The sequence below is a fragment of the Rubricoccus marinus genome (assembly GCF_002257665.1).
GTDB classification, from domain to species: Bacteria; Bacteroidota; Rhodothermia; order Rhodothermales; family Rubricoccaceae; genus Rubricoccus; species Rubricoccus marinus.
Genome location: NZ_MQWB01000001.1, coordinates 2,499,966 through 2,526,235 on the forward strand (window position 1 = coordinate 2,499,966; position 26,270 = coordinate 2,526,235).

Below are 26,270 nucleotides of genomic sequence, written 5' to 3' on the forward strand. Positions count from 1 at the left end.
CACAGGGTAATACGGGCCTAGCTCCCCGCGCAGGTCAGAGTCCGTTACGCGATGGCGTGGTGCGTGCTCGCGACGGTGTCCACGACGCGCGCGATGTCGGCCGGCGACATCGAGGAACCAGACGGGAGGCAGAGGCCTCTGGCGAAGAGATCGGAAGAGACGTCTCCACCGATGAACTCGTAGTCCTTGTAGATCGGCTGGAGGTGCATCGGCTTCCACACGGGCCGCGCCTCGGCGTTGACGGCTTCGAGGGCGAGGCGCACCTCCTCTGGCGTGGCGCCAAAGGCGTCAGGCTGGAGCGTCAGGCACGTCAACCACCGGGTGTTGCGTCCCCAGGGCGCTTCGGGCATGAACTCCACGCCGGGGAGATCGCCGAGGGCGTCCACGTATGCGTCGAAAACGGCGCGGCGGGCGTCCACGCGCTCGTCCAGCACGCGGAGCTGTCCCCGGCCGACGCCCGCGAGGAGGTTACTGAGCCGGTAGTTGAAGCCGATCTCGGAGTGCTCGTAATGCGGGGCCTGATCGCGCGCCTGCGTCGCCATCTTTTTGACGTGCTGGGCTGTCTCGGAGCGGTCCGTGACCAGCATCCCGCCGCCAGAGGTGGTGATGATCTTATTGCCGTTGAACGAGAAAATCCCCGCGCGGCCGAAGATGCCGGGCGACTTCCCTTTATAAGTCGCGCCCAGCGCCTCGGCGGCGTCCTCGATGATCGTGACGCCGTACTGCTCGCAGAGCGAGACGATCGGGTCCATGTCTACGGTCTGACCGTAGAGGTGGACGGGCACGAAGGCTTTGAACTGATTCCCGCCAGAGGCGCGCGCGCGGAAGGCGTCCTCCACGAGGTTGGGGTCCACGTTCCACGACTCGCGCTCGCTGTCCACGAAGACGGGCGTGCCGCCCTCGTAGAGGATCGGGTTGACGCTGGCGCAGAACGTGAGGTCGCTCACGAGGACCTTATCGCCTGGTCCGATGCCGTGATCGCGCAGGGCGAGGTGCAACGCGGCCGTGCCGGAGGAAAGCGCGACGGCGTGCTTCGCGCCCACGTATTCCGCGAACTCCGCCTCGAAGGCGTCGACGTGCGGGCCGACTGGCGCGACCCAGTTGGTGTCGAACGCTTCGGTGACGAAGGCGGCCTCGTCGGTCCCCATGTGGGGCGGCGAGAGGAAGATGCGCGGCAGATCGATCATATCTAGGAGGTAACGGCGCTCTAAGGTCGCGCCAGAGGCCGTGCGGGAATGCCTACGGCTGTTACGTTCGCGGGAAGATCGCGCACGACGACTCCGCCGGCGCCGACGACCGTCCACGCGCCCACGGTGGCGCCCGGGAGCGCCGCGCCGCCGACGCCGAGGAAGACGCCCTCCCCCAGCGTGACGCCGCCCGAGAGGTTGCACCCCGGCGCGACGTGCACGAAGTCGCCGATGTCGCCGTCATGGTCGACTGTCGCGGAGGTGTTGATAATGGCGTGCCGACCGACGACTGTGTCGGGCTGAAGCACGGCGCCGGCGAACACGACCGTCCCGGGACCGAGAGCGACGCTCTCGTGCACTACGGCCGCGGGGTGCACGACTGTAGCCCACGCTACGCTTGGGTACTCTCCGGCAATCCTCTGGCGGACGCGGTTGCTCCCGATCGCGATTACGGCTTGACCGGCGTGGGAAGAAAGCACCTCCGTGCGCCCTACCACCGGAACGCCGAGGACAGGCGAGGCCTCTGGCGCATCGTCAAGCATGCCTGCAATCTCAGCGCCAGAGGCCCGTAGCGTGGCGATGACCACTTTGGCGTGGCCGCCCGCGCCAACGACGAGGACGCTCACCGCTTCGCCGCCAGAGGCGACGGCGCGAGGGCAAGCCCGTTGGTCTCTGGCGCGGAGTGCGCCGAGCCCAGGAACTCGGGCATGGTGACGTGCTCGTCGGCCGAGACATCGGCACGTCGGACGACCTGCAGAACGGTTTGGAGCAAGATCTTGAGGTCAAGCGCGAGCGAGACGTTTTCGACGTACTCCACGTCGAGCGCGAACTTCTCCTCCCATGAGATCGCGTTGCGCCCGCCGATCTGCGCGAGGCCGGTCACGCCGGGGCGTACGTCGTGGCGACGGAGTTGCTCAGGGCTGTAGCGATCCATGTACCGCATGAGAAGCGGACGCGGCCCCACCAGACTCATCTCGCCGCGGACCACGTTCCACAGTTCGGGCAACTCGTCCAAGCTCGTACTGCGGAGGAACTGGCCGAACGGCGTAAGACGGTCCGCGTCGGGCAGGAGCGTTCCGTCAGGGCCTCTAGCGTCGGTCATCGTGCGAAACTTGACCATCTCGAACGGTTTGCCGTGGAGCCCAGGTCGCTGTTGCCGGAAGAGGACCGGCGAGCCCAGCTTCTGCCGGACCAGGACGCCCACCCCGGCGAGGACCGGGCTCAGGACCACGAGCCCGAGGCCGGCGGCGGTGCGGTCCAGCATGGACTTCCCGAAACGGGCGTAGATGGAGCGGCGCATGAGTCGGTGAGGTGCGAGGAATGGCAGAGTACGCCAGAGGCCCGGGCGCTCACGCGGAACTCCAGACCCATTCGGTCAGGGCGTCGGCCGCCCCGTCTTAGCTAGGAGGCGTTCGTACTCCGCAAACAAGGACGCCCAGACGGCTTCGTGGGTGAAATGAGCGCGGACCCGCGCGCGACCAGCCCCCCCTTGCCTCTGTCGTAGGCCTGGATCGTTCACGTAGCGCGCGAGCGCATCCGCCAGAGGCTCGGTCTCCCCTACGGGCACGAGCGCACCAGTCTCGCCGTCCACGACGGCGTCCACGGTCCCCGTGGCGCGTGCGCCCACAACGGGGAGACCTGCCGCTGCGGCTTCGATGGGCACATTGGGAAAGCCCTCTCGATACGACGGAAACGCGAGCACGTCCATAAGCGCGTACGCCGCCGCCGGGTCTGGCAGGAAACCGGGCGTGAGGATGGCCGGGTCTTGCCGGATCCGCTCGGTCGTCGCCAGAGGCACGGGGTCGCCTGCCTCGAAATCCCCCACGAGGAGCAGACGCGCCTCTGGCGCCTGCCGGTAGACGGCATCGAACGCGTCCACGAGTTCGGCGATGCCTTTGTCGCGCGTAAAGCGCCCCACGAAGCCGATCACCGGCGTGTCCTCGGAGAGGCCGAGCCTCTGGCGTAGCGCCGCGACCGCCTCGGGGTCCGGACTCGCGAAGCGGTCCACGTCCACGCCGTTGCTCGCTCCCTGCCCGAGCACGGTCACCTTGGAAGCGGGCGCGAGACCCAATTCAACGTACCGGTCGGCAAGACTCTGGCTGACCGCGACGACGCGGTGTGCGGCGCCAGAGGCCAGCCGTTCGGTCGTGCTCAGGATCGTGCGGGTCTTGCCGACTGTGGTCTCCAGGCGCAGACCGCGAAGCGTGTAGATCCTCACGGGCACGCGCGCGAGGCGCGCAGCGAGGCTCCCCAGCAGGCCGGCCTTCGGCGTGCCGGCGTTGACGATGTCCGGGCGCCAGCGACGCATGGTTTTCACAAGCGCCCAGACTGAGCGGAGGTCCGCCAGAGGTGCGATCTCGCGAGCCATCGGGACGGGCAGGACGGTTACACCGTCGCGCTCTGCCACCGCGTCGAGGTCAGGGCCGGGCGAGGTCGCGACGGCGACATCGTAGCCGCGCGCTTGCGCTGCTGCGAGTTGACCGCGCAAAAGGTGCCGCGCCGTCATCGGGTGCGTGACAACGTAGAGCAGGCGGGGTTTGGTCATTCGGGCCGACGCGGTCGGGTGACCAGAAACAGTTGCCGGAGATCGCCGCCGAAACCGAGCTTGAACCAGCCTCGTTGGGGGCTATTCACGCCTTCGAAGTCTACCTCGCACAGGCCTCTGGCGGCGAGGTGCTCGAACGCATGGAGATAGCATACAGTCCCTTGCCACGCCGTTGGTTTGTCGCCAATAGGTGCGCTATAGAGACTGTACGCGCGCTTGGAGTCCCACCCGAAGACGGTGGTGTAGACCGGCCGATTGCCGTCGTAGGTAACGTACTGCGCGCCTACGCCAGCGCTAATTAACGCGCTGATTTGGACGACGAGTGCCCGTGTGGTCGCGGCTGTGACCGGCTTCCCCTGTGCCTCCATGAGTTCTGAGTAGCCGCGCGTGAGGAGGTCCAACCGCGACATCTCCTCCGTGCGCCCTCGAGCCTGGCCTTGACGCCAGAGGTTCCGGCGCGACTGCCCCATCCGTGTCACTGCCGCCGCGCTCACGCCAGAGGAGAACTCGCCCAAACCGAGGTAGCTTGTGTACTCCGGTGTAAGCGTGTACTTCTCGAAGGGGTCTCGCGAGTGATAAGCGTGCCACGAAAACGGCCGCACGTCCTCGACGTGAGGCGAGAGCCGAATGGCGACTGAGCGGTAGTCCCGCTCCAGCCACGCAATGAGCACTTCGGTAATGTGAAACCGACGCGACCGATTTGAGGGTGTATTAATGGAGACCGCCGCGCTGAATAACACGCCGCTGTAAATCAGCGCGCGTTGGCCCGCCGCTCGTGGTGCCGCTCCCGCATCGAAGTACAAACCTGCGACTTGCTCCTCACCCTTAAGCACCCACCGGCGCTCAAACCCATCAGGCAGTGTGCGGAGAAACAGCGATGTCGCGAAAAGGGAGCCCTGAGGGGACTCACGAACGAGCGCGTCCCACGCGCCGTCGTCTTCCACAGGAGCCAAGGAATATCCGTTCGTCACCTACCAGCCTGTGCGAGGGGGGAGCGCGCCAGAGGCCTCTGGCGGCAGGAAGTCAGCCTCTGGCGCCAGAGGCGAGGAGCGGAGATCACTTGGTGGCCGTGATGGTGTAGGCTTCCCACAGAGGCGTCTCGCCGCGGTGCTTGCTGACCGTCACCGCATCCACTGTGTGGAACGGCGCGAAGATCTCCTCGATGTCGTCCTCGTCCACGAACAGCGTCAGTCCGACGCGCTGGAAAACGCCATCGGTGAAGTGGTCGTAGGCGTGGTGGGAGACCTCCGTCCCGAAGCGCTTGTCAGCGTGGCCGGCGCTCATCAGATCAAAACACAACAGAGTCCCTCCAGGAGTAAGCACACGGTGCGCCTCGGCGGCGGCCTTTGTCGTGTTCTCTAAGCTGTTCTGCGTAAACGCCCCGCGGTCGATCACGATGTCGAACGCCTCGTCCTCGAAGGGCAGACTGACCAAATCGCCCACGTGAAGGTCCGCGGTGAGACCCTTCGCGTTGAGCCTCTGGCGAGCGTACTCGATAGCGGAAGGGGACATATCCTGGGCCGTCGTCTGGAACCCAGCCTCTGCCAGAAAGACCACGTTGTTGCCCGCTCCAGCGCCGACCTCAAGCACGCGGAGCGTCTTCGGATCCCGCCCAGCAGCGATCCCGTAGACCGCCGACACGAGGTCTGAGAACGGCCAATGGTTGAGTTGCTGCCCTTGGGCGTAGATGTCGTCTTCCCAGTCGACAGTTGAAACGCGAGAGTGGGTCATAGGGTTGGGCGGCGGAGGCGTGGTGGGAACTCAGGGACGGTCGGAAAGGAGTCGATGAGCCCCTCATCTTCGAGGCGCGTGCATAGTTGGACAGCTTCCCGCATCGGAACACCAATGGTATCGGCGATCTCTAGAAGCGTGCTGTGGCCGTCGGCATATGCGAGCAGGTCCACGAGCGCGCGTGGTTGAAGCGAGCGATCACGCGTACTGAGCGTAGGATACAAGCCACGCTTGCCCAACTGAGGCTCGCACGGCGTGGTAGCGACGGGAATTCGATCGGCTTCCAGAGCGTCCACGCATTCTTTAGCGATGGCGAAACCGCCAGCGAGGCCTCTCGGCGTCACGAGGTCTAAGTCGTCTAGCGACGTGTGGTACTCCGGGTAGGTACCGTACTTAGAGCGCATGAGGGACGCGACGGGAAGGTCCACACCCGGACTGCAGTACTGCCGCTCGTCGCTGCCACGGTCCAGAAACGAATACTCGTTGTGCTCCGGTGCGTGGTGCCGGAGCACGTGCCGCGCTACCCGGTCAGATGCAGTAGTCCCCCACCGCGTCGGTACCATGGAATACGCGCGTTCGTCGCCGATGCATGTGAGGACAAAGCCTGCGCGCACACGCGCCCGCAACGCATCGAGGTTTCGGCTGATGTAGACGATGGAGCCGATCGTCTCCGGCACGAACACGATTCGGTAGGAGTAACGCCTCCTCCGGGGCGCCCCTTCCGACTCAACGCCAGCGGCGTCGAACGGCCTCCCGTCAGAGGCCAAGTAGCGCGCTAGAGCCGTCGTCACTACGATCCCCGAGAGTTCGTTGTTCGCCATCGCGGGATGGCAGATGTACGTCGACAGCAAGATTTCTTCCTCCGTCTCGCCTGGAATCAGGAGCTCTCCGTAGTTGAGAACCCCGGGCATGAGTGTGGAATCCACCACAGCGCGGTAGCGGCCCTCAGGCAATTTGAGCCTCTGACGGTGCGTGAGGCAAAAGCCCCACCGTGGCGCGTAGTACGACGTGACGTACGGAATCGCATCGAGTTGGTCTGGAAGCGAATGCAAGTGCGTCTCCAGTTCCGCACGGTCCAGCCATTGGTCCGTGGGCACGGAGTAACCCACTACATGAAGTGGATGGTTGGCGACATCTATGACTCGCTCGCCCGCCTCGTTCTCAATCCAGGCCGCCCGCAGCGTCCATTCATCGGGGACCGTCCAGTCAAAGGCAGACTCTCCCGTCGCGACCTCCCGAATCTTCAGGTTAGGCAGAAGATCTTGTATATACCTCAACGTTTCGCGTACGCCGGGGCCGGTAATGCTCCTCCACGTCTGCGCTAAGCCCTTCGCCCATTGGTGCATTTCATGGCCATCATTCTTAGGGCATGCTCTAGAGGTCACTTTTGGAAGGGCTCGCAAGGTCTCAACACTTCTTATGATGACTGGATGAGGCGGACAGGCCGCCCATCGTGAAGGGCTCGAGCCTCAACGCATAAGTCGCGGACATGCTCAGCCGTGTGGCGCCATGTGTAACGAGATTCTAGCCGCGCGCGTGCTGCTCCGCCGAGACGTGCGCGCAAGTCAGGATCTACAGCCAGCGTGTCGATGGCTTTGCTCAAAGCTCCTACATCCCCAGGCGCATAAAGCAGACCTGTTTCCCCGTCGCTCAGCACAGACTGAACCTGACCCTGATCTGACGCAATAACCGGAAGCGCCATTGCCATGTATTCGAATAATTTGAGCGGTAAAAAATAGAAGTGCTCAAGTTTGGGATAAGGAGCGACTGCGATATCAGCAGCACGCAACTGCTCCCTGACTTCATCGTGTGGAACTCGACCAAGAAAGGTGACAAAGTCCGCAACCCCGTATTCCTCCGCCGTCAGACGAGCTGACTCCAAGTAGTCTCCAGTACCCACCACCGTGAGTCGAACACGTGTGCCCCTGGCGCGGCTCTCTGCTAGGGCGCGGATCATGTCTCCCAAATGCTGCCATTTGTACAGAGACCCTACAAACACGATCTCGATTTCCTCTCCAGCATCTTTAGCCCCCCGCATCGGAGCGATAGGGTCGGGAGTTGCGCCGTTGTAGATCACTGCGATTTTCCCCGGACTTATTCCCACATCAATAATCGCGTCGCGAACCGCGTTGGAGACAGCATAGATGCAGTCGGCCGCGCGCCAGCTCGCTCGCTCCATCGCGTAGAGAAGAGGCCGCTCCCGGATGCCGAGCAGCCGCTGCTCGATGTAGATCGGCGCGTTCACTTCCAGCACGAGAGGCTTGCCCAGACGTCTCGCGAGCAACGCCGGAGATAAGTCGTATGCAGTGTGCCTCGCCAGGACGACATCAGCGCCGACGCTTTGCATTGCAGAGGCACTTCGCAGGCCTCGCTGGATGGAGTAGGGGACCCGCAGTACAGGTCCAACGGACTGCTCGACGCTGCGTTTTACCTTCCGGAGGACGGCAGGAACGCCCCCTGAGACAGCGCTTGAGGATCGAAGTACGGATGGATACGTCACCACGTCCTCACCGATTCCGCGGAGTTGTTCCACGAGGGCGTTGCCGTGCACCGCAGGGCCAGGCCCGAAGTTTGTGAGAGCAGGGTTTAGATAGAGAATCGTCATCCTTTAGTTCTCACGCACGGACTTCTGGCGACGAAGATCGTCTAATACTTGGCTTACGTAAGCTGAGAGCGTACCCAGATCGATGGTGTGTTCTGAAGCCAAGTTAAACAATGCGCCGCTTGGGACAGAGATGCCATGCCTCGTGATAGCTTCGACGTAGAGTTCGAGCGACTTATGGTCGCGTGGCGCAGCGATGGCGCGCTCATACTCGACCGCCACGTCCCGCGGCGACCGCAGGGCGGTCACGTGGGAGGAAAGCGCGTTGTAAAACACCTCGCCTAGCGTCAGTACCGGTTTCCCAGCGATGGCAGCTTCCCATCCTGGGGTACCCGTTATGGTGATTACGGCTTCGGACTTTGCTACTAGTTCCTGCGCGTTTCCATCTACAAGGTAGACATTAGGTGTTCGTGCCAATTCGTTATAAAAGCTCAGGCTCCGCCACCCGGCAGAGGCCATTGCGGGGTGCTCCTTAACGTACAGCGCCACGCCTACCGGCAGCGACTGCGCCACGTTGCGAACGACGGCCGCTTGGTCCACGCAGTAAGGAGCGTAGAGGTGGAGGGCGATCTCCGGCTCGGAGTGGAGTGGGAAGAATGCGTAGCGCGCGCTGGCCTCCGGCGCGCGGAAGGGGGACCGGGCCGAGAGTGCCGCGATACGCAGGCGGCGCGTGAAGCTGTCACGGAGCCGGTTTAGCGGGGGAATTTCCTGGAGGTCGCCGCGCGTCCGTCCTGTTACGCCGTCCACGAAGGCGTCCCGCCAGAGGCCAGCGCGCGCCAGAGGCCCCCTCGGCGGCAGCGTCTGGTCTACGTATGGCGCCGCGATCTCATCCGGTGAGGCCGGCACACGGCCAGCAAGGTGATCCCCCGCCTCGCGCAAGAGGCCCAGCGCCTCTGGGCCCGCCTCGGCCTCTGGCGTCGCGAGCAGTTCGCGATACGTTTCCTCAACAGTTGCAAAGCGCGAGTAGACCGTATCCGCGAGAACGTAGAGGTCGCCCAAGCGTGCGAGGTGAGGAACGATCACCGGGATGCCGCGCGCCTTGGCAATGCGTTCGGCCACAGGTCCGACGCCGGGGCTCGTGTCGCCGCCAGCGAAGAGAAGCAGGTCGGGCTGGAAGGCATCGAACTGCGCCTCCAAGCCCAGAAAGCGGTGCTGGAGAATAGAAAGCGTCTCGCTGCGCGTGAATGGTTTGCCATAGCGGACCAAGTCACGCGAGGTCGCAACCGAGATCCGCCGATCCGCGGTCACGAGGGGCCACAGGCGTGGATCGCCGTAGTCAGCTTCGAGCCTGGCGAGAACCGCGTTGTCGTAGTCGAAGCCGCTAGCGGCGGCTTGGTTGAGGAACTGCGCCTGCGTGGTAACGGATTCGAACAGATCCACCGAACGCATGTAGCACGTTCTCGACGCGAGGTTATGCTCCCGCGTGGTGATGCCCGCGAAGCGGGCCTCTGGCATCTGGCGGCGTATTTCCTCTGCGAGCTTGTGTGCCAGACGCTCGTCGTAGCCGGCGACGGCGAGGATGAGGACGCGCATCGCTAGGCGGGAAGGCGAGAGTTGACAAGCTCAACGAGGTCTGTAAGCGACTCCGCCCAGGCGTCGCACGGCACACCAGGAGCCGCGTTGAAAGCGATGGCCCACATCCCCGCCTCTTGCGCGCCCTCTAGCTCGTCCACATCGTGCGCGACAAAGGCGCACTGCGCCAGAGGCGAGCCTACGGCGTTGGCCGCCTCTTGATACGCCTCCCGCTCCGGCTTGACGTGACCGATGTCGATCGAGGTCACAACTGCGTCGAAGAGCCCATCCAAGCCGAAGCCATCCAGCTTTCGGCGGACGTCTTCGGCAGGCTGCTGCGTGTCGCTGAGCACGCCGAGGCGAAGGCCTCTAGCGCGGAGCGCTTCCAGCATCTCACGCGTGCCGTCGAAGGCGCGGTGGACTTCCTGCACCTCCGATCCCTTCGCCCGGGCTGCTGCTTCCCATTTGGGGAGATCGGCGTCGGGAATGTCAAAATCGGAGAGCAGGCGCCGAAAGCGGTCCCAGTATCCGACACGGCCCGTGTAGACGTCTACGAGCTGTGCTTCCCACCGCTCAACGAGCAAGGGGTACGTGATATCAACGCCAGAGGCACTCAAGCGCTCGGCAAGCCAACGGCGCCACGCTGTGGCGTCGTAGAGCACGTCACCGGCATCGAAGAGGACAGCAGAAAGAGGAGCAACAGTCATGCAGAGGAGTCGGGCTCCAGGTCGGCAAAGCGGATCTGCGTACCCGACTCCAAATCCCGCGCCACCCTTCGGCCCACCACTTCACCTCGGCGGCGCCATGGCACGCCCGTTCCCGGGCTGGTGAGTGTCAGTGCGTCCTCAGTGATCTCCGCTCCCGTCGCCAGAGGCCGGTTGAGCGTCAGGCTGCGCGAGAGCTTCTGCCGCGCCGACTCCGTGGCGGGATCTGCTGCGGGGTTGCCGTCACCCATCGCGCGCTCTGCCTCGCGGATGTATTTGACGAGGGTGCGCAACCCGCTTTCCTCCAATGCCCCTGCGTGATCCGTGCCTCTGGCGGCGCGCGAGAGGGTGACATGCTTTTCAACCACGCAGGCACCCATGACGGCGCCCGCAATGGACGAGGCGAGTCCCGTGGTATGATCTGAGAGCCCGATGAGCAGGCCTGTGGCCTCCCGCAGGGTGTCCATCGCCCGCAGGTTCACGCTGTCGATAGGCGTAGGGTACTGCGAGACGCAGTGCAGCACGATGATGGCCTCCGGCCCATCGCCCAGCGCATCGAGCGCGATCTGCAAGTCCTCCAGACCCGCCATTCCCGTCGAGAGGATGACCGGCTTGCCGGTCTGCGCGATACGCGCTAGAAGCGGCTCATTGTCGAGATCGCGCGAGGCGACTTTGTACACGGGGTTGCCTAGCCGCTCCATCATCTCCACTGAAGGGATGTCGCAAGCCGTGCAGAACCACACGAGGCCTCTGGCGTGGGCGTGATCGCGAATGACGCGGTGCTCGTCTTCGGTCAGTTCGAGCGCCTCGCGGTGCTCACCGTAGGTAGCGCCAAACGACTGCGGACCCTCATACGGTCGGTCGTACATCTCGCGACTGAGATCGCTCGCGATGTCACGCTTGGTGAGCTTGACCGCGCTCGCGCGGCAGCGCGCGGCCATCTCCACGAGTTCGAGCGCGGTTTCTAGGTCGCCGTTATGGTTCTGTCCGATCTCCGCCACGATGAAGGACGCCTGCCCCTTCCCCACCTTGTGGCCGGCCAGACGTACAACCTCCTCTGGCGCCTCGCGCTTCTCTAACCACGCATAGCATGCTTCAACCGTCGCGGGATCGCCAGAGGCCTCAACGTCGCGCAAGAGCGCTTCGATGCGCGAGAGGTCTTCGGCCGTATCCAACGTGAGTTGGCGCGATAGGCCTGGGCGCAAGCCGAACGCGTCCTCAGGCAGGATCAGCGCGCTGAACCGATCCGGCCGCGCAATCACAAATGGGGTGACGTGCTCGCGGTCGTACGCGCTTTCTGTTTCAGCGTGTGCTTCTCGCAACGCGCTCACGCGTACAATTTCCGGCACGTGAGGCGAGAGCCCCTTGATCCCAGCGTAGCCATACTCGCCAGAGGCATAGGCATGGACAAGCTGCCGAGTCCGATCAGCGTCGTACAGTGGGTTATCGGCGGTGAAGCGCAGGACCGCATCGGTGTCCGCGAGTTCTTGCGCTGCCAGCACGAAACGTGCGAGCACATCGCGTTCGGGGCCTCTGGCGCAGGCGACGCCTCGCGCCGCGCATACAGCCGCGATGGGATCATCTGCCGCTTCGTTGGATGTTGCGACGGTGATCGTATCAACGAAGTCCATCGCGCCAACCCGGTCCAGCACCCGTGAAAGCAACGGCGCTCCCGCCAGAGGCATCAACGATTTACCGCGCAGCCGCTGGCTTCCCATCCGGGCCTGGATGATTGCGTGGCATGTAGGATGGGAACGGATGGACTCTGTCATTCCAATGGGTTTGTCCACGGAAACGGGCGCGGAGCATCCATGCAAGCTAATCCGCGCGCCGAACGCGCCTTCTCGTTCCCATAGAAGATTCCATTGCAACCTTATGCCGCAATACCCTCCGTCGCTGACGGAGGCGTTACTCCTGTGCGCGTTCGGCCTCGATTGCTGGCGTGTGGCGCCCGTCCAACCATGACTGAAACATCAAGACAGTCCAGAGAGGGTACTCCAGCGAATGGGTCCCGGCGAGATGCTGTGCCCAGGCCTCGCGGATAGGTTCGGGCTCGAAGATGCCCTCCTCTCGGAGTCTCTTTTCATCGAGCAACGCTTCGGCCCAGCCCCGGAGAGGGCCACGCAGCCAGTCGTAAAGGGGTAGGTCGAAGCCGGACTTCGGCCGGTCGATTAACGGCTGCGGCACGTAACGGTAGAGCACCTGGCGAAGCGCCCATTTCGTGGTGCCGTCGCGGAGCTTGAGGCCGAGAGGGAGGCTCCACGCATGTTCCACCACGCGATGGTCCAAGAGCGGCACCCGGGCCTCCAGGCTTACGGCCATGCTTGCGCGATCCACCTTGGTTAGGATCACGTCGGGGAGATAGCGCAAGAGGTCCACGAGCATCGTTTGAGAAGCGATGTCGGGTAGTCCCGCAAGCTCGCTGGGATGCGCTGGCGCGAGCCCGTCAGCGCCGCGCACAAGGCGGGCCGCGTCCTGCCACTGCGCCGAGGAGCGCTCGAATACGTCCAGCGGGGACGACGCTGAGAGTACGCCGGCGAGCTTGTGCAGCTTGTAGCCGGGGATCCGGAGGCGGAGCGACGGCGGGAGCACGGGCGCGAACCGTTCGAAGAGGTCGTTCCACGCCTCTGGCGATACGGCCTCAATCCCGCGCGAGACCGCGCCGCGCACCCAGCGGGGGGCCGGGCGGATGGCGCGCCACACGCGCTCGGTCCACTGGTGGCGGTTGTAGCCCGCGAAGAGCTCGTCGCCGCCGTCGCCCGAGAGCGCGACTGTCACGTTACGGCGGGCGAGCTGGGAGACGAGGAACGTCGGCAGCATGGAGGGGTCCGCAAACGGCTCGTCCTGACTTGCGGCCAAGGCCGGCAGCGCGGCCAGCGCGTCTTCCGGGCTCACTACCAGCGATGTGTGATCCGTGCCGAGGTGTTTGGCGACGGCCGCGGCGTCTTCGCCCTCGTCGTACTGCGCGTCGTGGCTGCCAATTGTGAACGTTTTGACGGGCCGGCTGCTTTGTGCCTGCATCAGCGCCACCACCGTCGAGGAGTCCACGCCGCCAGAGAGGAACGCCCCCAGCGGCACATCGGCCAGCATCCGCGCGCCCACGGCGTCGCGCAAGAGGCCGTCCAGCGCGTCGACCGCGGCCTCTGGCGAGCCGGTGAATGGGGACGCCTGGCCCCGCGCGGCGACGGCGGCACCGGACCAGTACACCTCCTCCTCGCCCGCATCCAAGTGGGGCGCCTGGTACGTCACGATGGAGCCCGGCATGAGCTTCCGAGCCCCTTCGTACACCGCATGAGGGGCGGGGATACACCCGTAACGCAGGAGGAGCGCCACAGCCTCGCGGTCGATCTCGCGGCGGAACGCCGGGTGCCGCGCTACGGCCTCCAACTCCGACGCGAACGCGACCCCCCCTCCTTCCAGACGCCCGACGTACAGCGGCTTGATGCCGAGCCGATCTCGTGCCAGAACGAGTTCTCCGTGCTCACGGTCCCAGATCGCGAGCGCGAACATTCCCACCGCGCGCTCCAGCGTTGCGCGGATGCCCCACGCCTCGAAGCCCGCCGCCAACGTTTCCGTATCGGAGTGTCCCCGCCACTCCACGCCGTCTATGTCGGCGCGGAGGTCGAGGTGGTTATAGACCTCCCCGTTGAACGCGACGACGAACCGGCCGCTAGCAGAGCGCATCGGCTGCGCGCCAGCCTCTGAGAGGTCCAGGATGGAGAGCCGGCGGTGCCCCAGCGCCACCCGGCCCGTCTCCTCCGCCCATACGCCAGAGGCGTCGGGGCCGCGGTGCACGATACACGCGTTCATGCGCGCGACCTCGGCCTGGCGCTGGGCCGCGCTCGTGGCGGGGGCGAAACATCCGGCGAGTCCACACATGTCGTTAGGGGTTGCGGCGTCGCGCCGCGTCTGCGACCTCGGCCATGGTCAGCGAGGCGAACCCGTAGCGGTCGCGAAGTCGTTCGAAGTGGTCGAGCAGCGCGTCGAGGTCCCGTAAGCTCTCCTCGGGATAGGTCCCAAAGTTGTGGGGGTGCCACCACAGGTGGTACACCTGCTTCCGGCGTGCCGCCGCCGTCATCCCTTGCCGGAGACGCCGGAGGTGCAGCGGGCGCAGGGGCGCGAGTCGCGGGGAGACGGGGCGGAGGAACTGGCTAGCCCGCACGTCGGCTAGCCCGTCCGGCCGGAGGACGCTGTCCCACCGCACGACGTCGTCCCGGACCGGGAGGTACGAGTCGGCTAGCCGCGCGAGTCGGCGCGGGAGTTGCCGCCCCATCGCACCGTCCTCGGCGCGCCAGAGTCTACCTTCGGGGTTACCGCGGTAGACGTCAATTCCAACATCCGGAAGAACGGCTAGAAAGGCATCGCCGCTCTGGTTCCTCGGGAAGACGATTGAGCGCACGGGCTCGCCAGAGGCCTTCTGGGCGGCGCGGAGGTCGGCCCGGAAGGTCTCGGGCGTGGCGCCGGGCTCGCCGCAGTAGTAGTGCGAGAACGTGTGCGTGGCGAGCTCCTGGCGGGGCGCCGCGCGGATCTCGTCGACGAGGCTCGCGGCGAAGTGGAGCGGGTCCTCGCTCTCGCCGCTCCCCACGGGCTCGGCATAAGGGTCCAGCGCCGCGTCCGCGTACGCGGGGCGGGACGCGGGCGAGAGCGCCTCCTGCTCGTCCCGCGTCCGCGCAAAGAGGAACCCGACCGTCGCCCACGTGCAGGCCACGCCCCGGGTCTCGAACCTCCGCAGCGTCTCCGTCACCACGCCGCGCGCGGCGCGCAGCGCCTGGGCGTACGGAGCCTCTGGCGGCGTGTGGTCGCGCACGCCCCAGTGCAGTTCGAAGTCGACCGAGAGCACGAAGGCACCAGAGGCCACCGTCGGTTGGAGGTCGCTCACGTCGGCACCGGACGGGTCCCGGCCCCCCGCATCGGGAAGCGCGGTGGTGCGGGGGGAATCGCACTACGCCTCCTCGTCTCTGCGGCCACCGCCATCGTACCAGCCTCTACGATGAGGAAGAACAGGGGGAAGACAAGGACCCGTTGCCTCGCGATGATCCCCAGGTTGCCGAGGTTCATCCCCAGCGCGATCACGTAAAGCGCCGTAAAGGGGATGGCGAAGCGGAGGGCGAGGTGGTTCCGCCACACTCTGAACATGGCTGCGATTTGACGCCTCCTCACGAAGATGATCCCCCACATCATCGACACTTCTATCGCGGCGAAAGCAGCCGTCACGTTGTGAGCCTCCCATAGGAAAGGACGGAATAGGACGTTCAAGATGGACACAAAAACACCAACAGGACTCATTGATGCAGCGCCAACCTCGCTACCACCCTGAGTGGAGTTATTGGCGTTTGTCGCCACGTAGTCCTCGACAGTCCCTACGCCATCCATCTCCACAGCGAATCTCAAGGAGTACCACATCATCGCAAATCCGATCCCCAGAAGTGCCGCCCCTTGCAAGATGCGGAGAGGCGTCCACCGCTTGAAATCCAGAAATGTGGAGAGCACCATAGCCATCGCAAACACGGCTACCACCTGCGGCCGGATGACGAAGACTACGCTGAGCCCCGCCACAAGGAGCGCCCAACGTGTGCGCCCGTCGTACCGGAGGTACGCCAGCGTCGCTACCCCGAGTCCAAACGTCATCAGCGCCTCCTTGCCGATACTGGACGGCCAGAACCACAGCGATGGGAATAGGCAAATCCACGCCATGTATCCCGTCGAGGACGCTCGGGGCAGGCTGTTCTCAAACGCGCGGACGTAACACAGAAGCCCCACGAACGCAATCAGCGCGTATGCGAAGAACACAGCCATGATGTTCTGCCCGAGGAACACCATAATGAACCCAGCCGGGTACGGAATGATGTTCGACCCCATCCAGTCCCTCCCGCCCCACCACTGGGTGCTATCCCAGAACGGAGAGAAGTCGAACTGAGCGAAGTGCAACGCGTGCGACCCCGCGAGCTTGTAGTACCGGATAGCGTCCGCCTTAATCCCATCGCGCAGCAGCACGCCCACAACGCGCGCGGCGAGCCCTCCCCAAAGCAACCACTTCAGCGCTGGCCGGAGTCGGGACGTCGAGACCCCGAAGGCGATAAACAAGTAGACCATCAGCATCGCCACGACGCCCAGGGGACTGTCGTAGAGTGGGATCAGCTCTAGGTTTATCTCTCGCATGTCTGACTTAACGGGCTAGAAGAGTTCGAAGGCGCCGATGGACGAGCTCCAATTGTTCAGAAGAGTAGGGCGCGGAACCCCGGGTGCAAGGTCCAGGGGGTAGACGGTGAGCGTGGGTCCGGACCGGGGCACAGGGACGTACCCCGCTCGCGCGAGGTCGCTCCAGCGGGCCTCTGGCGTCGGCATCACGATCACCGCGTCCACGTGCGCCAAGCGGCCCGCTCGGCGGAGCAGCACCCGCGCGTTTCGGCGCGATTCCGCCGATTCGTTTGCCACCACGTCGCACACGCGGAGTTCGCGGATCCGCCCGCGGAGGCGGGTCTTCACGACGAGCAACGCGCCGCCGCTGCCGTCCCCGCGCACTGCGACGTGGTAGTCGGACCCCGGAATGGCGCCGTAGCGCCATCGGAGGTAGTCGAGAGTAGGAGCGGTGTGGTACCGCCCTACCCCGCCCGCCCCTGCGGCGTCTACGATGGACGCCACACCGGGAGAATCGAGCGCTGTTACCGCCGCCTCAGCGCGCACGGTGGGCGCCAGAGGCGAACCGTCGCCGCTCAACAATCCCCTCGCCGCGCGAAGGGGTCGGACGGGCCGGACCCAGACGGTAGGGTTCCCGACGACTTCCCAACCCATCTTGAGGTATCCCGGACGGCTTTTATCGTTTGGAGTGTTGAACACCATCGCGACGCCCTCTTCGCCCATTTCATCGCGGAGACGGACGGTGAGGCGACGGAAGATCCCACGCCCCCGGTAGTCGGGATGTGTCGCCGTGTCGACGGCGCGGACGGCTGGAACCGGTCGCCCCTCGCATGTCCACATCCACCTCATAAATGTCCGGAGCCCAACGAGTCGCCCGGCGTCCTCGGCGACGAGGACAGGCGATGTGCCGAACGGGTTGCGCTCGTGCTTCCAACGCCAAAACTCCGCCGACCATTCCACGGCGTCGTCTGGCCCCATGCTCTCACGGATGAGTTGAATAATCGCCCCCTCGTCCTCTGGCGTCGCTCGCCGGATCGTGAGGCCGTCCGCTTCGGGCGTGCCCGCGGCGTGTGGTCCCGTTGCGCTCATGCCTCTGGCGCGCCGAGCACGCGGGTATAGATCGATTCCAGCTCGCCCTGCATCCCGCCCATGCTGAACCCCTCCACCACCGTGCGGCGCGCCGCGAGCGCGGTCCGGCGTCGGCGTGCCGGCTCTGTCAGGAACGGGACGAGCGCGTCGGCGAGGCCCGTAGTGTCGCCAAACCGCCGGACAGCCCCGTTCTCCCCGTCGGCGACCAGCTCCGGGATCCCGCCGACACCCGTCACGACGGGCGGGAGGGCCATCGCCATCGCCTCCAAGAGCGCGATTGGGAGCCCCTCGAACTCCGAGGTCATGAGGTACGCGTCCATCGCGGCGAGGAACGGGCGCACTTTCTCTTGGAACCCGACGAGTAAGACCGACTCGCCCAACCCACGCGCCTCCACGCCCGCTTCCAGTTCGGCGCGCAGGGGTCCGTCCCCGATCACAACAAACCGCGTCTCTGGGACCCGGTGCGCCACCTTCTGCGCGACGTCCAGCCAGTGGTCCAGCCTCTTCTGCGGGCGGAAGACCGCGACGGTGCCCACGACGGGGGCCTCTGGCGCGATGCCGTACTCGGCCCGCACCGCGTCCCCCGAGTACGCCTCGGGGTCGAATGTGGACACGTTCACGCCGTTCAGCACGGTATGGACGGGGACCTTAGCACCGGCGTGGGACTCGATGGACTCGGCTACGTCGCCCGACACCGCGATGGCAACGTTCTGCCACCCCCACGTCGCGAGGTTCAAGCGTCGCGTGACGGGGTGGTACCGCTCCATCACGTTGTGCTCGGTGTACACCACGGGGACGCCCGCCATGCGGCCCGCCACCCGCGCGACGACTCCAGAGATGGGCAGGTGAGCGTGCACGAGGTCGATGCCGTTCGTGCGGAGGTATGCGGCGACCCTCCGCGCCGAGAGCAGCGTCCGCGCCGTCCCCCCAGCGTTGAAGCACCTCACCCCAGCGCCGAGGTCGCGCAGGGGCTTTTCGCCAGCGTCTTTCCACGGGAGAAAGTACCCGTAACTGTACTCGAACCGCTCGCGATCTGCCTTGGCGAGCCCTTCCTCTAGCAGTACCTCGGCCCCGCCCCTGCCGAGGCTCTTAATCAGATGGAGAACGCGGATGCTCACAGCGCGGCGCGGGACGGGAGAAGCGGGGTGAAAGGGAGTGTACAGCCCGGGGGTGCGGGTTCGAGGCGGCGCTCTCAGTCTTCGCATACCGTTCGCCAGAGGACCGTGCGGCGACGCGCGGCGGTCGTTTGCTCGCGCCTCCGGAGCGCAGCATAAGCAGCCCCCTCTTCATCGATGTGACGCGCCCGGTATGCCCCCCCTCCCGACTTAATCGGACGACTCCTCGTCGGCGTGCTCAGTGGCCTCCGCGCCGAAGCGCTCTCGGATGGCGAGCAGCCGTCCTGCGGCGCCCCGCGGGACGAGCACAGTCGTATCGGGGCGGTTCTCGCCGCCGAGGCGGAACTTGTAGGACTCTGTCCCGCGAAGGAACTCGTAGCGGCTCAGCCCGCCATCTATGGCTCGCTCAATTGAGTTTGTTTTGAGGACTTTACCTGGGGACACCTCGTAGTAATCAGGGTCCCACCCCGTCTTGTACTCGTAGAACCCTCCCGCGTACTGGAAGCCCATAAGCCCAGCGCGGATCACCCCGCTGGCATCGGTGAGCGTTGAGACCCAGAGTCCGTCGCTGTCGCGGTACCGCCCCTCGCCGATCGCTTGGAGCACGCGGAGCCGCTGCTCGTCGAAGAGGCCGGAGCGCCCGAGGGTTTGCTGCCTCGCGATGTGGAGCGCACCGATCCCTTTCAGCACGTCGGCCGTGGCCTCCCCGGGTTCGTACCACCGGAGGCTCAGGCCGGCGTCCTCGGCCTTGCGGCGGTGGCGCCGGTTGTTCTTCCGCGTTTTCCGGCTCCAGAGCGCCTTTACGGCCTCAACATCCGAGAGGTCCGCCACGGGGCAGGTCGCGGTCTTCGTCAGCGCGCCCTCGACCTCTGGCGGGGCGAGCGGCCCCAGTGATTCCAGCAAGACCGAGCGGCCAGGGCGCGCGCCGAGCGCGGCGTGGAACAGCGCGCGTGCGAGGTCCTCGGACTCCGCCAGAGGCCCCAGCCGATCGGCCGAGCCCGCGCCCGAGCCCGCGACGCCCAGGTAGGCGAGGGGGAGCGGTGCGTAGCGGTGGACGGCCCGCGTGAGTTCGGCGAGGACGAACGTCCCTACCAGTGCGCCGTCGGCGTCGCGCGCCGTCAGGGCGAGAAGGGGCGCCTCTGGCGCGTACGCCTTCTGCCACGCGCGTACCCACTGCGGGCTTTGGAAGAACGAGCCCCCCACGTTATACACCAGCGCCTCCCACTCGTCGGTGAAGGCTGGCGAGATGGTTTCCTCAGTGATCTGGAACGTCGGCACGGCGGCTTCGGAGGGGGGCTGCATAGAGATGCCGCCGGGTCTCGGGGGAGAGCGGGCGGGCGCTTTTTAAGAGGGGAGGTCGCGCGCCCGAGTCCACGAGCGGCCGAGCACGCGCGTTCGGGTGTACTCGCGGAACGGGCGGAACCCCACTCCTTCGATGGCCCGGCGCGACGGCGTGTTCGTCATCTTCGTCGCAATAAAGGCCTGCTCGGCGCCAGAGGCCGTGGCGTCGTGAAGCATTTTGCGGATGTTCTCCGCGTAGAGCCCCTGACGGCGGAACGCTGGCTCGGTGTAGAAGTCCACGAGCATCACGCCCGGCTTGCCCGTCACGAGCACCGCTCCGGCTGAGCGCAGCCGGATCTTGCCCTCGAAGGGCGTGGCCCACCCCCAGTGGGCAAGGTTGCCGTTGAACGAGACGGTGTAGAACTTGGACCCGGTCCGCGCCCGGTCCTCAACCCGATTGCTAAACGAGGGCGACGCCCGAGCAGAGCCGTCGGGTACCGGGGCGTCGTGCGCCGAGGGGTCGTCCACCGCCACGCGAGGCGAGTCCTGCGCGATCTCCGGCGCGGGAAGGTCTACGACGTAGTAAATGTAGACGACTCGGTGATACAATCGGTCGCGGACCTTCCGCCAGAGCGTTTTGAGGAAGTGTGCCATCCGCGTCAGCGAGTGATTTCTCGGTAGAGGTCTAAAAATGCGTGGACGCTCGCGTCCAAGCTGTACTCGTCGCGCACGAATGCCCGGGCGGCTTCCCCCCACTCAGCAAGCGTCATCGGCTCTCGGATTAGCCGGAGCACTGCGCCAGAGGCAGCAGCCTCGTCCCCCGCCTCAATGACAGCACCGGTCTCTCCGTCACGGACAGCCTCGCTGACACCGCCCACGTCGTACGCTACCGTAGGGATCCCTTGGGCGGCCGCCTCAAGAACGACGCCCGGAATCCCTTCCGTCCGGCTGGGAAGCAAGAGGACATCGGCGCCAGCCATCAAAGCGGGGACGTCCTCGCGAATGCCGAGGATGTGTACGTGAGCAGGAGCGGACCTCTCGACGGCTTCGTAGAGAGGTCCGCCACCCACCAACACTAGCCGGACGTCGCGGTCCGATTCCGCACGCACGCGCTCAACAATGCGGATAAGTCCCGCGTGGTTCTTCTCTTCCGAGAAGCTCCCAACGTGCAACACCACAAAGGACCCGGAGGGGACGCCCGCTTCGGTAAGCGCCCGGCGGCCCTCGTCAGCGCGTACCCTTGCTCCCACGTCTACGCCTCGCCGGACCACTCGGACGACCGCAGGGTCGAGGCCGTACTGGCGGAGGAGATCGTCGCGGCTTGCTGCGCTAACCGCAGCCGTCACGTCGGCCCGTCGGAGCAGCCACCCGGTCCATGCCCTCTGAGCTCTGTGCCGCACCCAGTCGCTGGAGAGCCCGATGTTGCAATACACCACGGGCACCCGCGTCCGCCCCCACGCCTGCGCAAGCGCGACGTATTTCATGACCGCCCCCCCGTTGGCCTGGATCACATCGGGCCGCGTCTCGCGGATGTGCCGAGCGGTCGAGCGGACGATCTCCAAACTCATTGACGCCAAAGGCCCCGACGTGAGGTCCACGTTTGTGACCTCTGGCGCCAGAGGCTCCACGGGGGGTGCTGCCAAGCCGGCGAAGGAGACCTCGTGCCCGAGGGCGGCGAGGGCTTCGGAGAGGTCCGAGGCGAAGACTTCAGCCCCTCGCCTCTGGCGGCTTGAGACGAGTTGCGCAATGCGGAGCGCCAGGGGCATACGAGAGCGGGGTCTAAAGGAATATGTCAGGTCACTCTGCGCAGACATTGCAGGCTGCCCCTAACCCTCGGGTACGGGAACAGTGCTGCCCTTACAATCCGGTGTACTTCTTTATCAGCGCCCGGATCGGCCTCCGTGCCTTCAGGTAATATCGCTTGGCTAGGTTCGGGCTGGGGTTGCTGTGAGGAAAATCCTCCAGGGGTATAGCCAAACCCAGGTACGTGCAGATCTCCCCCCACCCATGCCCGTTCTCCCAACACATCTCCGCAAAATTATCCCGCCCCCTGAAGTAATCCCTTACCTCTTGATTGTGATTCTCATACATTTCTATGTAATCTTTTTTGCCAGAACCCTCGCCCACGAGGCCTCGCACAGACAAACTCATGTCTTTCCCCTTCAGCTTTGCATGCCTCCGCAAGCTGTCGTACCAGATGTCGCCACTCTTTCTTGTAGTCAGAATAAATTTGCTATCAGGAAACCTCTCATCAAGCTCCTTATACATAAGAGCCCAGGGATAGTCCTTGGCAAAATCAAACTTGTCGACCTCGAACAACAAGCGGTCCATCTCACCACTACTGTATAGCTCAAACATGTCATCATCTGAACCAACTGTCGAATAGCCCAATAGGTGAAAACACTTTCTAAGAGTAGTCGTGCCAGTTCTACCCAGTCCTATCCCAAAAACTTTCTGCTTCATGCCCGGATCGGATTTATAATTTTAAGTCGGGGTCCCGGCAACCTTCAGCCGAGTAAGAGACGGGTGACGAGATGCGGAATATAATAGCCACTCAGACTACTGAGCCCGTCAAGCATGAGGAAACGCTTTTGCCGATCAGCAGGAAACAACCGATTGGCCGCCTGCCCAACGCTCCGCCCTGATGGCTATGTGCGCGGGCGGTTCAGGGACGCCCTAGAGCTTGGTGCACCGCAGGATGTAAGCCGCTTAGCGTGACCCGTAGCCGTTCCAATGATGCGGTCGCGTCGATGCGTAGGCGAGAAATCCGGAGAGGATCCGGTATCGGGCTCCGCGCCATACGGTGATCGAACAGAAACGCTGCTCGAAAGCCGCATGCTTCAGCTGCTTCTCGAACTCTAGGGTCATGGTCCCCATTGGGATACGCGAGCGCGCGCGGAGCATGGCCCAACACCTGAGCCAGCTCGCGCTGCGACGTAGCCAGTTCTTCTCGGATCGTATGTGTTGAGCACTCGTGGAGGCACGGGTGCGTCATCGTGTGGTTGCCGACTTCGACCCCGCTGCGCTCAAGTTCCACGAGTTCGGACCGACGTAACTGCAGCATCCGAGGCGCAGGCTCTCGCGCCGTACGCCTTAGCGATTCGATAGCAAGAAGGCGCTTCGAGTTCGAGATCCTCTTAAGCGTTCGAACCACCCCGAATGGGGACTCCCGAGGGTCGATAATGTCAGCCCGCCCCCCTCTGCGAACTAGGTCTTCGACTTCGTCCCACCAAAATGGCGCGTCTGTGTCTAATAGGCCGGCAACGACAAACGCTGCGGCTGGAATCTGCCTTTCAAGCAGGATCGGCGCGGCGACTTCTAGCACACTTCGGTCGCCGTCATCGAACGTTACCAGAACGGCGCGGGGGGGCAGCGGCGTCTTGTTCTCAATAGCGTGGATGATGTGGTCTAAGGAAACCGGGCGGCGAAGCTCGCGAACTAGGTCCATCTGGCGCGCAAACTGCGCGCCGTCTTCGACGCTATGGTACGCGAGAACAGCTAGGTCTCCCCGTGTCCGCCATCGGTGCGCGGCCTGGAACGGAGAGCGTGCAAGCGCGCTGTCGATCGTCTTCGATAGTCTCGCAGATCCCATCATTGTACTCGTCCGCGGAGCCGGGCGAGCGCTTGCTGGCCCACGCGAAACGCGCGGGTCGCGTTGGAGTAAATAGCCCACCCTGCCCTCGGCGGATTGATCATTGATGGCCTGTCGTACCCAAACCTCTCCCCCATGCGGAGCACGGCTTCGGAGGGTTGGTACCCAAAGCGGCTGTCCTCTCGCCACTTCTGGACGGACCGCGTGTGGAGCCTTGAATCTGGTTCTTGCCCAACACCCAGCGCGAATGCCACGAGAGAGTCGAGTTCGGCCGGATCCGAAGCGATGTCCTCGTACCGAACGACCCGTAGCGAGTCTCCCATGTCGTCCTTAAATCTCAACAGGTTTCCGTAAGCTCGGACCCACTCACGCTCTCTGACTTCGGGTACGTAGCGCCAGCGGCTCCACATTGAGTAGAGCGTGTCGACAGGGTTGCGCACAAGCCCGACAAAACGGAACTCCACGTCGCTCAGTTCGCAAGAGGCCCTCCGCATCAGCGAGAGCGCGGAGCGTGAGTGGAGGTGATGCGGTGACTTTTCGAACAGCGCAGGCGCATATGCTTCGCACAACGCCCGCCACCCATCCAACACAAGCGCCTCATGATCTGAAGGAATGGAAAAACCAGGAACGTTTTCCCTCAGGAGATACTCTAGTTCCGCCCGCGCACGGCTCCGGGTATACGGGACGTCACGGCTATACCGCATGGCAGGTTGTTCCATCTCCAATACGGCAGCCGCTTTCATCCAGTATAGCGTCTCCTCCTCCATATGCGGAGTACTGCCTAGCGTCCGCGCACCAGCGCGAAGAAACTCACGCTGAACGGCGCTGGAGCCGGAGGACTTATCTGATAGGAGGATTATGGAGGTCATACTGCGGACGAGGCGGTCTCAATACGCATGGAGGCGTCGGCACTCTTCCACAATGCTATTTCCTCCTTAAACCTCCACCGCAGCAACCTGTCTTTGGCGTGGAGATACACCTTTGAGGAGGTCTTCTCCACGAGGAGACCACGCCCAATTGCCCAAGGCTTTATTTTAGTGAAATGCATAAATTTAACGCCGCTTTTCATAATATCACTATACATTTTCTTGTTTATATGTTTGTTTGAGATAATAAGATTCCACTTGGGATGAAGACACTCAACTGGAACACTATCGTCATTAAGATATTTGTTTATGACAGCCTGATCAGCAAAGTGACCAAACCTCATACCCCTCAACGTTTTTACTAAATTGCCAAACGTTTCCTTACATGGCCGCAACACCATAACGCCCGTGTTAAACATCATCCTTTGACCCACAGACGCCCCTACATTTTGCCCGTAATCTGGAGCCATTGCCCAAGGCTCGATATGTTCGAGAGGGCGCAGATCTCCAAGACACAACATATCAGCGTCTAGGTATACTAATTTTTCGTACTCGTCAAGGCCGAACAGGTAAAGCTTGTTCATATTGAACATCTTTTTTGCATTAAGACCAGTCCCGGCCCCCAAACCATCCAACTTGTCCAGGTTTATAACCCTAACCCCGGGTAACTGTCTGAGAGTACTCTCATTATTTGCAGACAGCCCACGAGAAAGTACGACGAGCTTGAAACTTTCTAGCTGAGAGTTATATATTATACTTTTGTACAGACATAATATACCTGGAAAAAAACAGATCATTCGTATAACTAGCGAACGTAATCATTACTTTTTACCCCCACTGCTCTGCAGAGTTGCCCGATTCGGTTCCTCCGCCACTATGCCTATATGCGCAGGCCTAGTATGTAAGGCCTCTGACGTCACTACGGCGAAGTTCGGGAGCTGAACGTTCATCCTCAGGTAGTCGTACACGTCTTCGATCCCAGGCCGTATAGCCTCTGGCATATACGGAAACGCAATGTCGAGAGCGAGAACATCGCATCTTCCACCGAAGAGCATGGCAGCATTCGGCAGGAATGAGGAGTAGAACCCGATCACGTGGCGGGGAACGACCCCACGGTGCGCGAGGGCGACCTCCAACGCCTCTGGCGGCCGCCACGTCCTGCATCCTAGTGCAGACTCAATAGCCGCGATGACGCTCGCGCTTTCTTTCCCATGGGGGACGTAGGTGATGGGGGTACGGGCCCATTCCTGAATGCCCTCAAGGTGTGTAATGTAGTCATCAAGGTCTATCCAACCGTAGTCGACGTATGGCCCCCCAATGATGAGCGCCTCATTTGCGGTCGTCACAGACCTGAGTTTCGCCCCCAGAACGGAGTACTCATTGTGTCGGAGTGTCCACGACGGGGGTAGATCTACGTCGTAAATGGTGAACAGCGTTCCACGTGTGGGGTACCGCGTATCCAGCCGCAAGCCTTTTTCTACCACTCTGGCCAAGACACTTTGTATGGGTTGGTCTCGGAGCCGCTGGGCAACGACGATGGTAGCCGTCCCGTCATCGATCAATACCAACTCGGCAGGGTCGAGCGCGTTGGCGACATGGCGGAGCCTACGGTCCAAGATGTTACCGAGAACTAAGCGTCCGCCCTTTAGGTCTGGTGGCAGCAACTGCGCGAACATCCGGACGTGGTCAACCGTTCGGCTCGCTCGGCCTAAGGCAGAGCGGCCGAGCCACCGGCTCAGCCTCCCGATGTCCCTTCCGTAGGAATACCACCGCACGTCCCCCCACGGTTCTTTGGGTTCCCCAAGCCGTATGCGCATCGCCTCTGGCGCTACGAGGAGGGAGGACTCGAAGGAGAACCCAAGCGAGGCCGCGGCCTCTACGACGTTGATGTACTGCATGCGCGTAGAC

The 26,270-nt window shown here is 63.8% G+C and carries 24 protein-coding genes; all 24 read right to left on the bottom strand.

Going from position 1 to position 26,270, the window contains the following annotated elements:
* Positions 1-44 precede the first annotated feature (44 nt).
* The 24 genes from BSZ36_RS10630 to BSZ36_RS10745 all read right to left on the bottom strand — a co-directional run bounded on the left by BSZ36_RS10630 (position 45) and on the right by BSZ36_RS10745 (position 26,260).
* Entirely contained in the window at positions 45-1,187 is a 1,143-nt protein-coding gene (locus BSZ36_RS10630; protein WP_143536849.1) for a DegT/DnrJ/EryC1/StrS family aminotransferase, read from the bottom strand.
* 20 nt (positions 1,188-1,207) lie between these two features.
* Positions 1,208-1,813 carry a NeuD/PglB/VioB family sugar acetyltransferase gene (locus tag BSZ36_RS10635; protein WP_094548736.1) on the bottom strand — a complete coding sequence of 202 codons (606 nt, stop codon included), beginning with the start codon at positions 1,811-1,813 and terminating at the stop codon, positions 1,208-1,210.
* Positions 1,810-2,487, bottom strand: coding sequence for a sugar transferase (locus BSZ36_RS10640; RefSeq protein WP_143536850.1), 678 nt, complete (start codon positions 2,485-2,487; stop codon positions 1,810-1,812). Before BSZ36_RS10640 ends, BSZ36_RS10635 begins: the two co-directional genes overlap by 4 nt.
* 75 nt (positions 2,488-2,562) lie before the next feature.
* Positions 2,563-3,732: a glycosyltransferase family 4 protein gene (locus BSZ36_RS10645; RefSeq protein WP_094548738.1), complete on the bottom strand. Its 1,170-nt coding sequence runs from the start codon at positions 3,730-3,732 to the stop codon at positions 2,563-2,565.
* Complete coding sequence (locus BSZ36_RS10650) at positions 3,729-4,676, bottom strand: hypothetical protein (protein ID WP_143536851.1); 948 nt, start codon at positions 4,674-4,676, stop codon at positions 3,729-3,731. The genes BSZ36_RS10645 and BSZ36_RS10650 overlap by 4 nt, the downstream gene beginning before the upstream one ends.
* A 112-nt stretch (positions 4,677-4,788) precedes the next feature.
* The gene (locus BSZ36_RS10655; RefSeq protein WP_094548742.1) at positions 4,789-5,463 is read right to left on the bottom strand and encodes a class I SAM-dependent methyltransferase; all 675 of its coding nucleotides are present in this window, start codon (positions 5,461-5,463) and stop codon (positions 4,789-4,791) included.
* Entirely contained in the window at positions 5,460-6,809 is a 1,350-nt protein-coding gene (locus BSZ36_RS10660) for a DUF4910 domain-containing protein (protein WP_094548744.1), read from the bottom strand. Before BSZ36_RS10660 ends, BSZ36_RS10655 begins: the two co-directional genes overlap by 4 nt.
* A 71-nt stretch (positions 6,810-6,880) precedes the next feature.
* On the bottom strand, positions 6,881-8,068 hold the full coding sequence (locus tag BSZ36_RS10665; RefSeq protein WP_094548746.1) for a glycosyltransferase family 4 protein: 1,188 nt from the start codon (positions 8,066-8,068) through the stop codon (positions 6,881-6,883).
* Positions 8,069-8,071: 3 nt separating this feature from the next.
* Positions 8,072-9,598 carry a capsular polysaccharide export protein, LipB/KpsS family gene (locus BSZ36_RS10670; protein WP_094548748.1) on the bottom strand — a complete coding sequence of 509 codons (1,527 nt, stop codon included), beginning with the start codon at positions 9,596-9,598 and terminating at the stop codon, positions 8,072-8,074.
* Positions 9,599-9,600: 2 nt separating this feature from the next.
* A complete protein-coding gene (locus BSZ36_RS10675; protein ID WP_094548749.1) occupies positions 9,601-10,284 on the bottom strand; it encodes an HAD family hydrolase in 684 nt (227 codons plus the stop codon).
* Entirely contained in the window at positions 10,281-12,053 is a 1,773-nt protein-coding gene (locus tag BSZ36_RS10680; RefSeq protein ID WP_281253167.1) for an N-acetylneuraminate synthase family protein, read from the bottom strand. Before BSZ36_RS10680 ends, BSZ36_RS10675 begins: the two co-directional genes overlap by 4 nt.
* Before the next feature lie 136 nt (positions 12,054-12,189).
* Positions 12,190-14,160 carry an asparagine synthase (glutamine-hydrolyzing) gene (gene asnB / locus BSZ36_RS10685; protein ID WP_094548753.1) on the bottom strand — a complete coding sequence of 657 codons (1,971 nt, stop codon included), beginning with the start codon at positions 14,158-14,160 and terminating at the stop codon, positions 12,190-12,192.
* Between the two features lie 4 nt (positions 14,161-14,164).
* Positions 14,165-15,160 (bottom strand): polysaccharide deacetylase family protein, encoded by a 996-nt coding sequence (locus BSZ36_RS10690; RefSeq protein ID WP_094548755.1) that lies wholly within the window; start codon positions 15,158-15,160, stop codon positions 14,165-14,167.
* Positions 15,157-16,440 (bottom strand): hypothetical protein, encoded by a 1,284-nt coding sequence (locus tag BSZ36_RS10695; protein WP_094548757.1) that lies wholly within the window; start codon positions 16,438-16,440, stop codon positions 15,157-15,159. Before BSZ36_RS10695 ends, BSZ36_RS10690 begins: the two co-directional genes overlap by 4 nt.
* 15 nt (positions 16,441-16,455) lie before the next feature.
* Positions 16,456-17,508, bottom strand: coding sequence for a GNAT family N-acetyltransferase (locus BSZ36_RS10700; RefSeq protein WP_094548759.1), 1,053 nt, complete (start codon positions 17,506-17,508; stop codon positions 16,456-16,458).
* Positions 17,505-18,626, bottom strand: a complete 1,122-nt coding sequence (locus tag BSZ36_RS10705) for a glycosyltransferase (RefSeq protein ID WP_179271138.1) — start codon at positions 18,624-18,626, stop codon at positions 17,505-17,507. Before BSZ36_RS10705 ends, BSZ36_RS10700 begins: the two co-directional genes overlap by 4 nt.
* 207 nt (positions 18,627-18,833) lie before the next feature.
* The gene (locus BSZ36_RS10710) at positions 18,834-19,925 is read right to left on the bottom strand and encodes a GNAT family N-acetyltransferase (RefSeq protein WP_094548763.1); all 1,092 of its coding nucleotides are present in this window, start codon (positions 19,923-19,925) and stop codon (positions 18,834-18,836) included.
* Between the two features lie 42 nt (positions 19,926-19,967).
* Positions 19,968-20,558, bottom strand: a complete 591-nt coding sequence (locus BSZ36_RS10715) for a GNAT family N-acetyltransferase (protein WP_094548765.1) — start codon at positions 20,556-20,558, stop codon at positions 19,968-19,970.
* 5 nt (positions 20,559-20,563) lie between these two features.
* Positions 20,564-21,670 (bottom strand): glycosyltransferase family 4 protein, encoded by a 1,107-nt coding sequence (locus BSZ36_RS10720; protein ID WP_179271139.1) that lies wholly within the window; start codon positions 21,668-21,670, stop codon positions 20,564-20,566.
* A gap of 91 nt (positions 21,671-21,761) precedes the next feature.
* On the bottom strand, positions 21,762-22,367 hold the full coding sequence (locus BSZ36_RS10725) for a sulfotransferase family protein (RefSeq protein ID WP_143536852.1): 606 nt from the start codon (positions 22,365-22,367) through the stop codon (positions 21,762-21,764).
* Between the two features lie 202 nt (positions 22,368-22,569).
* A complete protein-coding gene (locus BSZ36_RS20155) occupies positions 22,570-23,499 on the bottom strand; it encodes a polysaccharide deacetylase family protein (RefSeq protein WP_094548771.1) in 930 nt (309 codons plus the stop codon).
* Entirely contained in the window at positions 23,496-24,365 is an 870-nt protein-coding gene (locus BSZ36_RS10735; protein ID WP_143536853.1) for a sulfotransferase family protein, read from the bottom strand. The genes BSZ36_RS20155 and BSZ36_RS10735 overlap by 4 nt, the downstream gene beginning before the upstream one ends.
* A complete protein-coding gene (locus BSZ36_RS10740; protein ID WP_094548775.1) occupies positions 24,362-25,159 on the bottom strand; it encodes a glycosyltransferase in 798 nt (265 codons plus the stop codon). The genes BSZ36_RS10735 and BSZ36_RS10740 overlap by 4 nt, the downstream gene beginning before the upstream one ends.
* Before the next feature lie 24 nt (positions 25,160-25,183).
* On the bottom strand, positions 25,184-26,260 hold the full coding sequence (locus tag BSZ36_RS10745; RefSeq protein ID WP_143536854.1) for a hypothetical protein: 1,077 nt from the start codon (positions 26,258-26,260) through the stop codon (positions 25,184-25,186).
* Positions 26,261-26,270 lie beyond the last annotated feature (10 nt).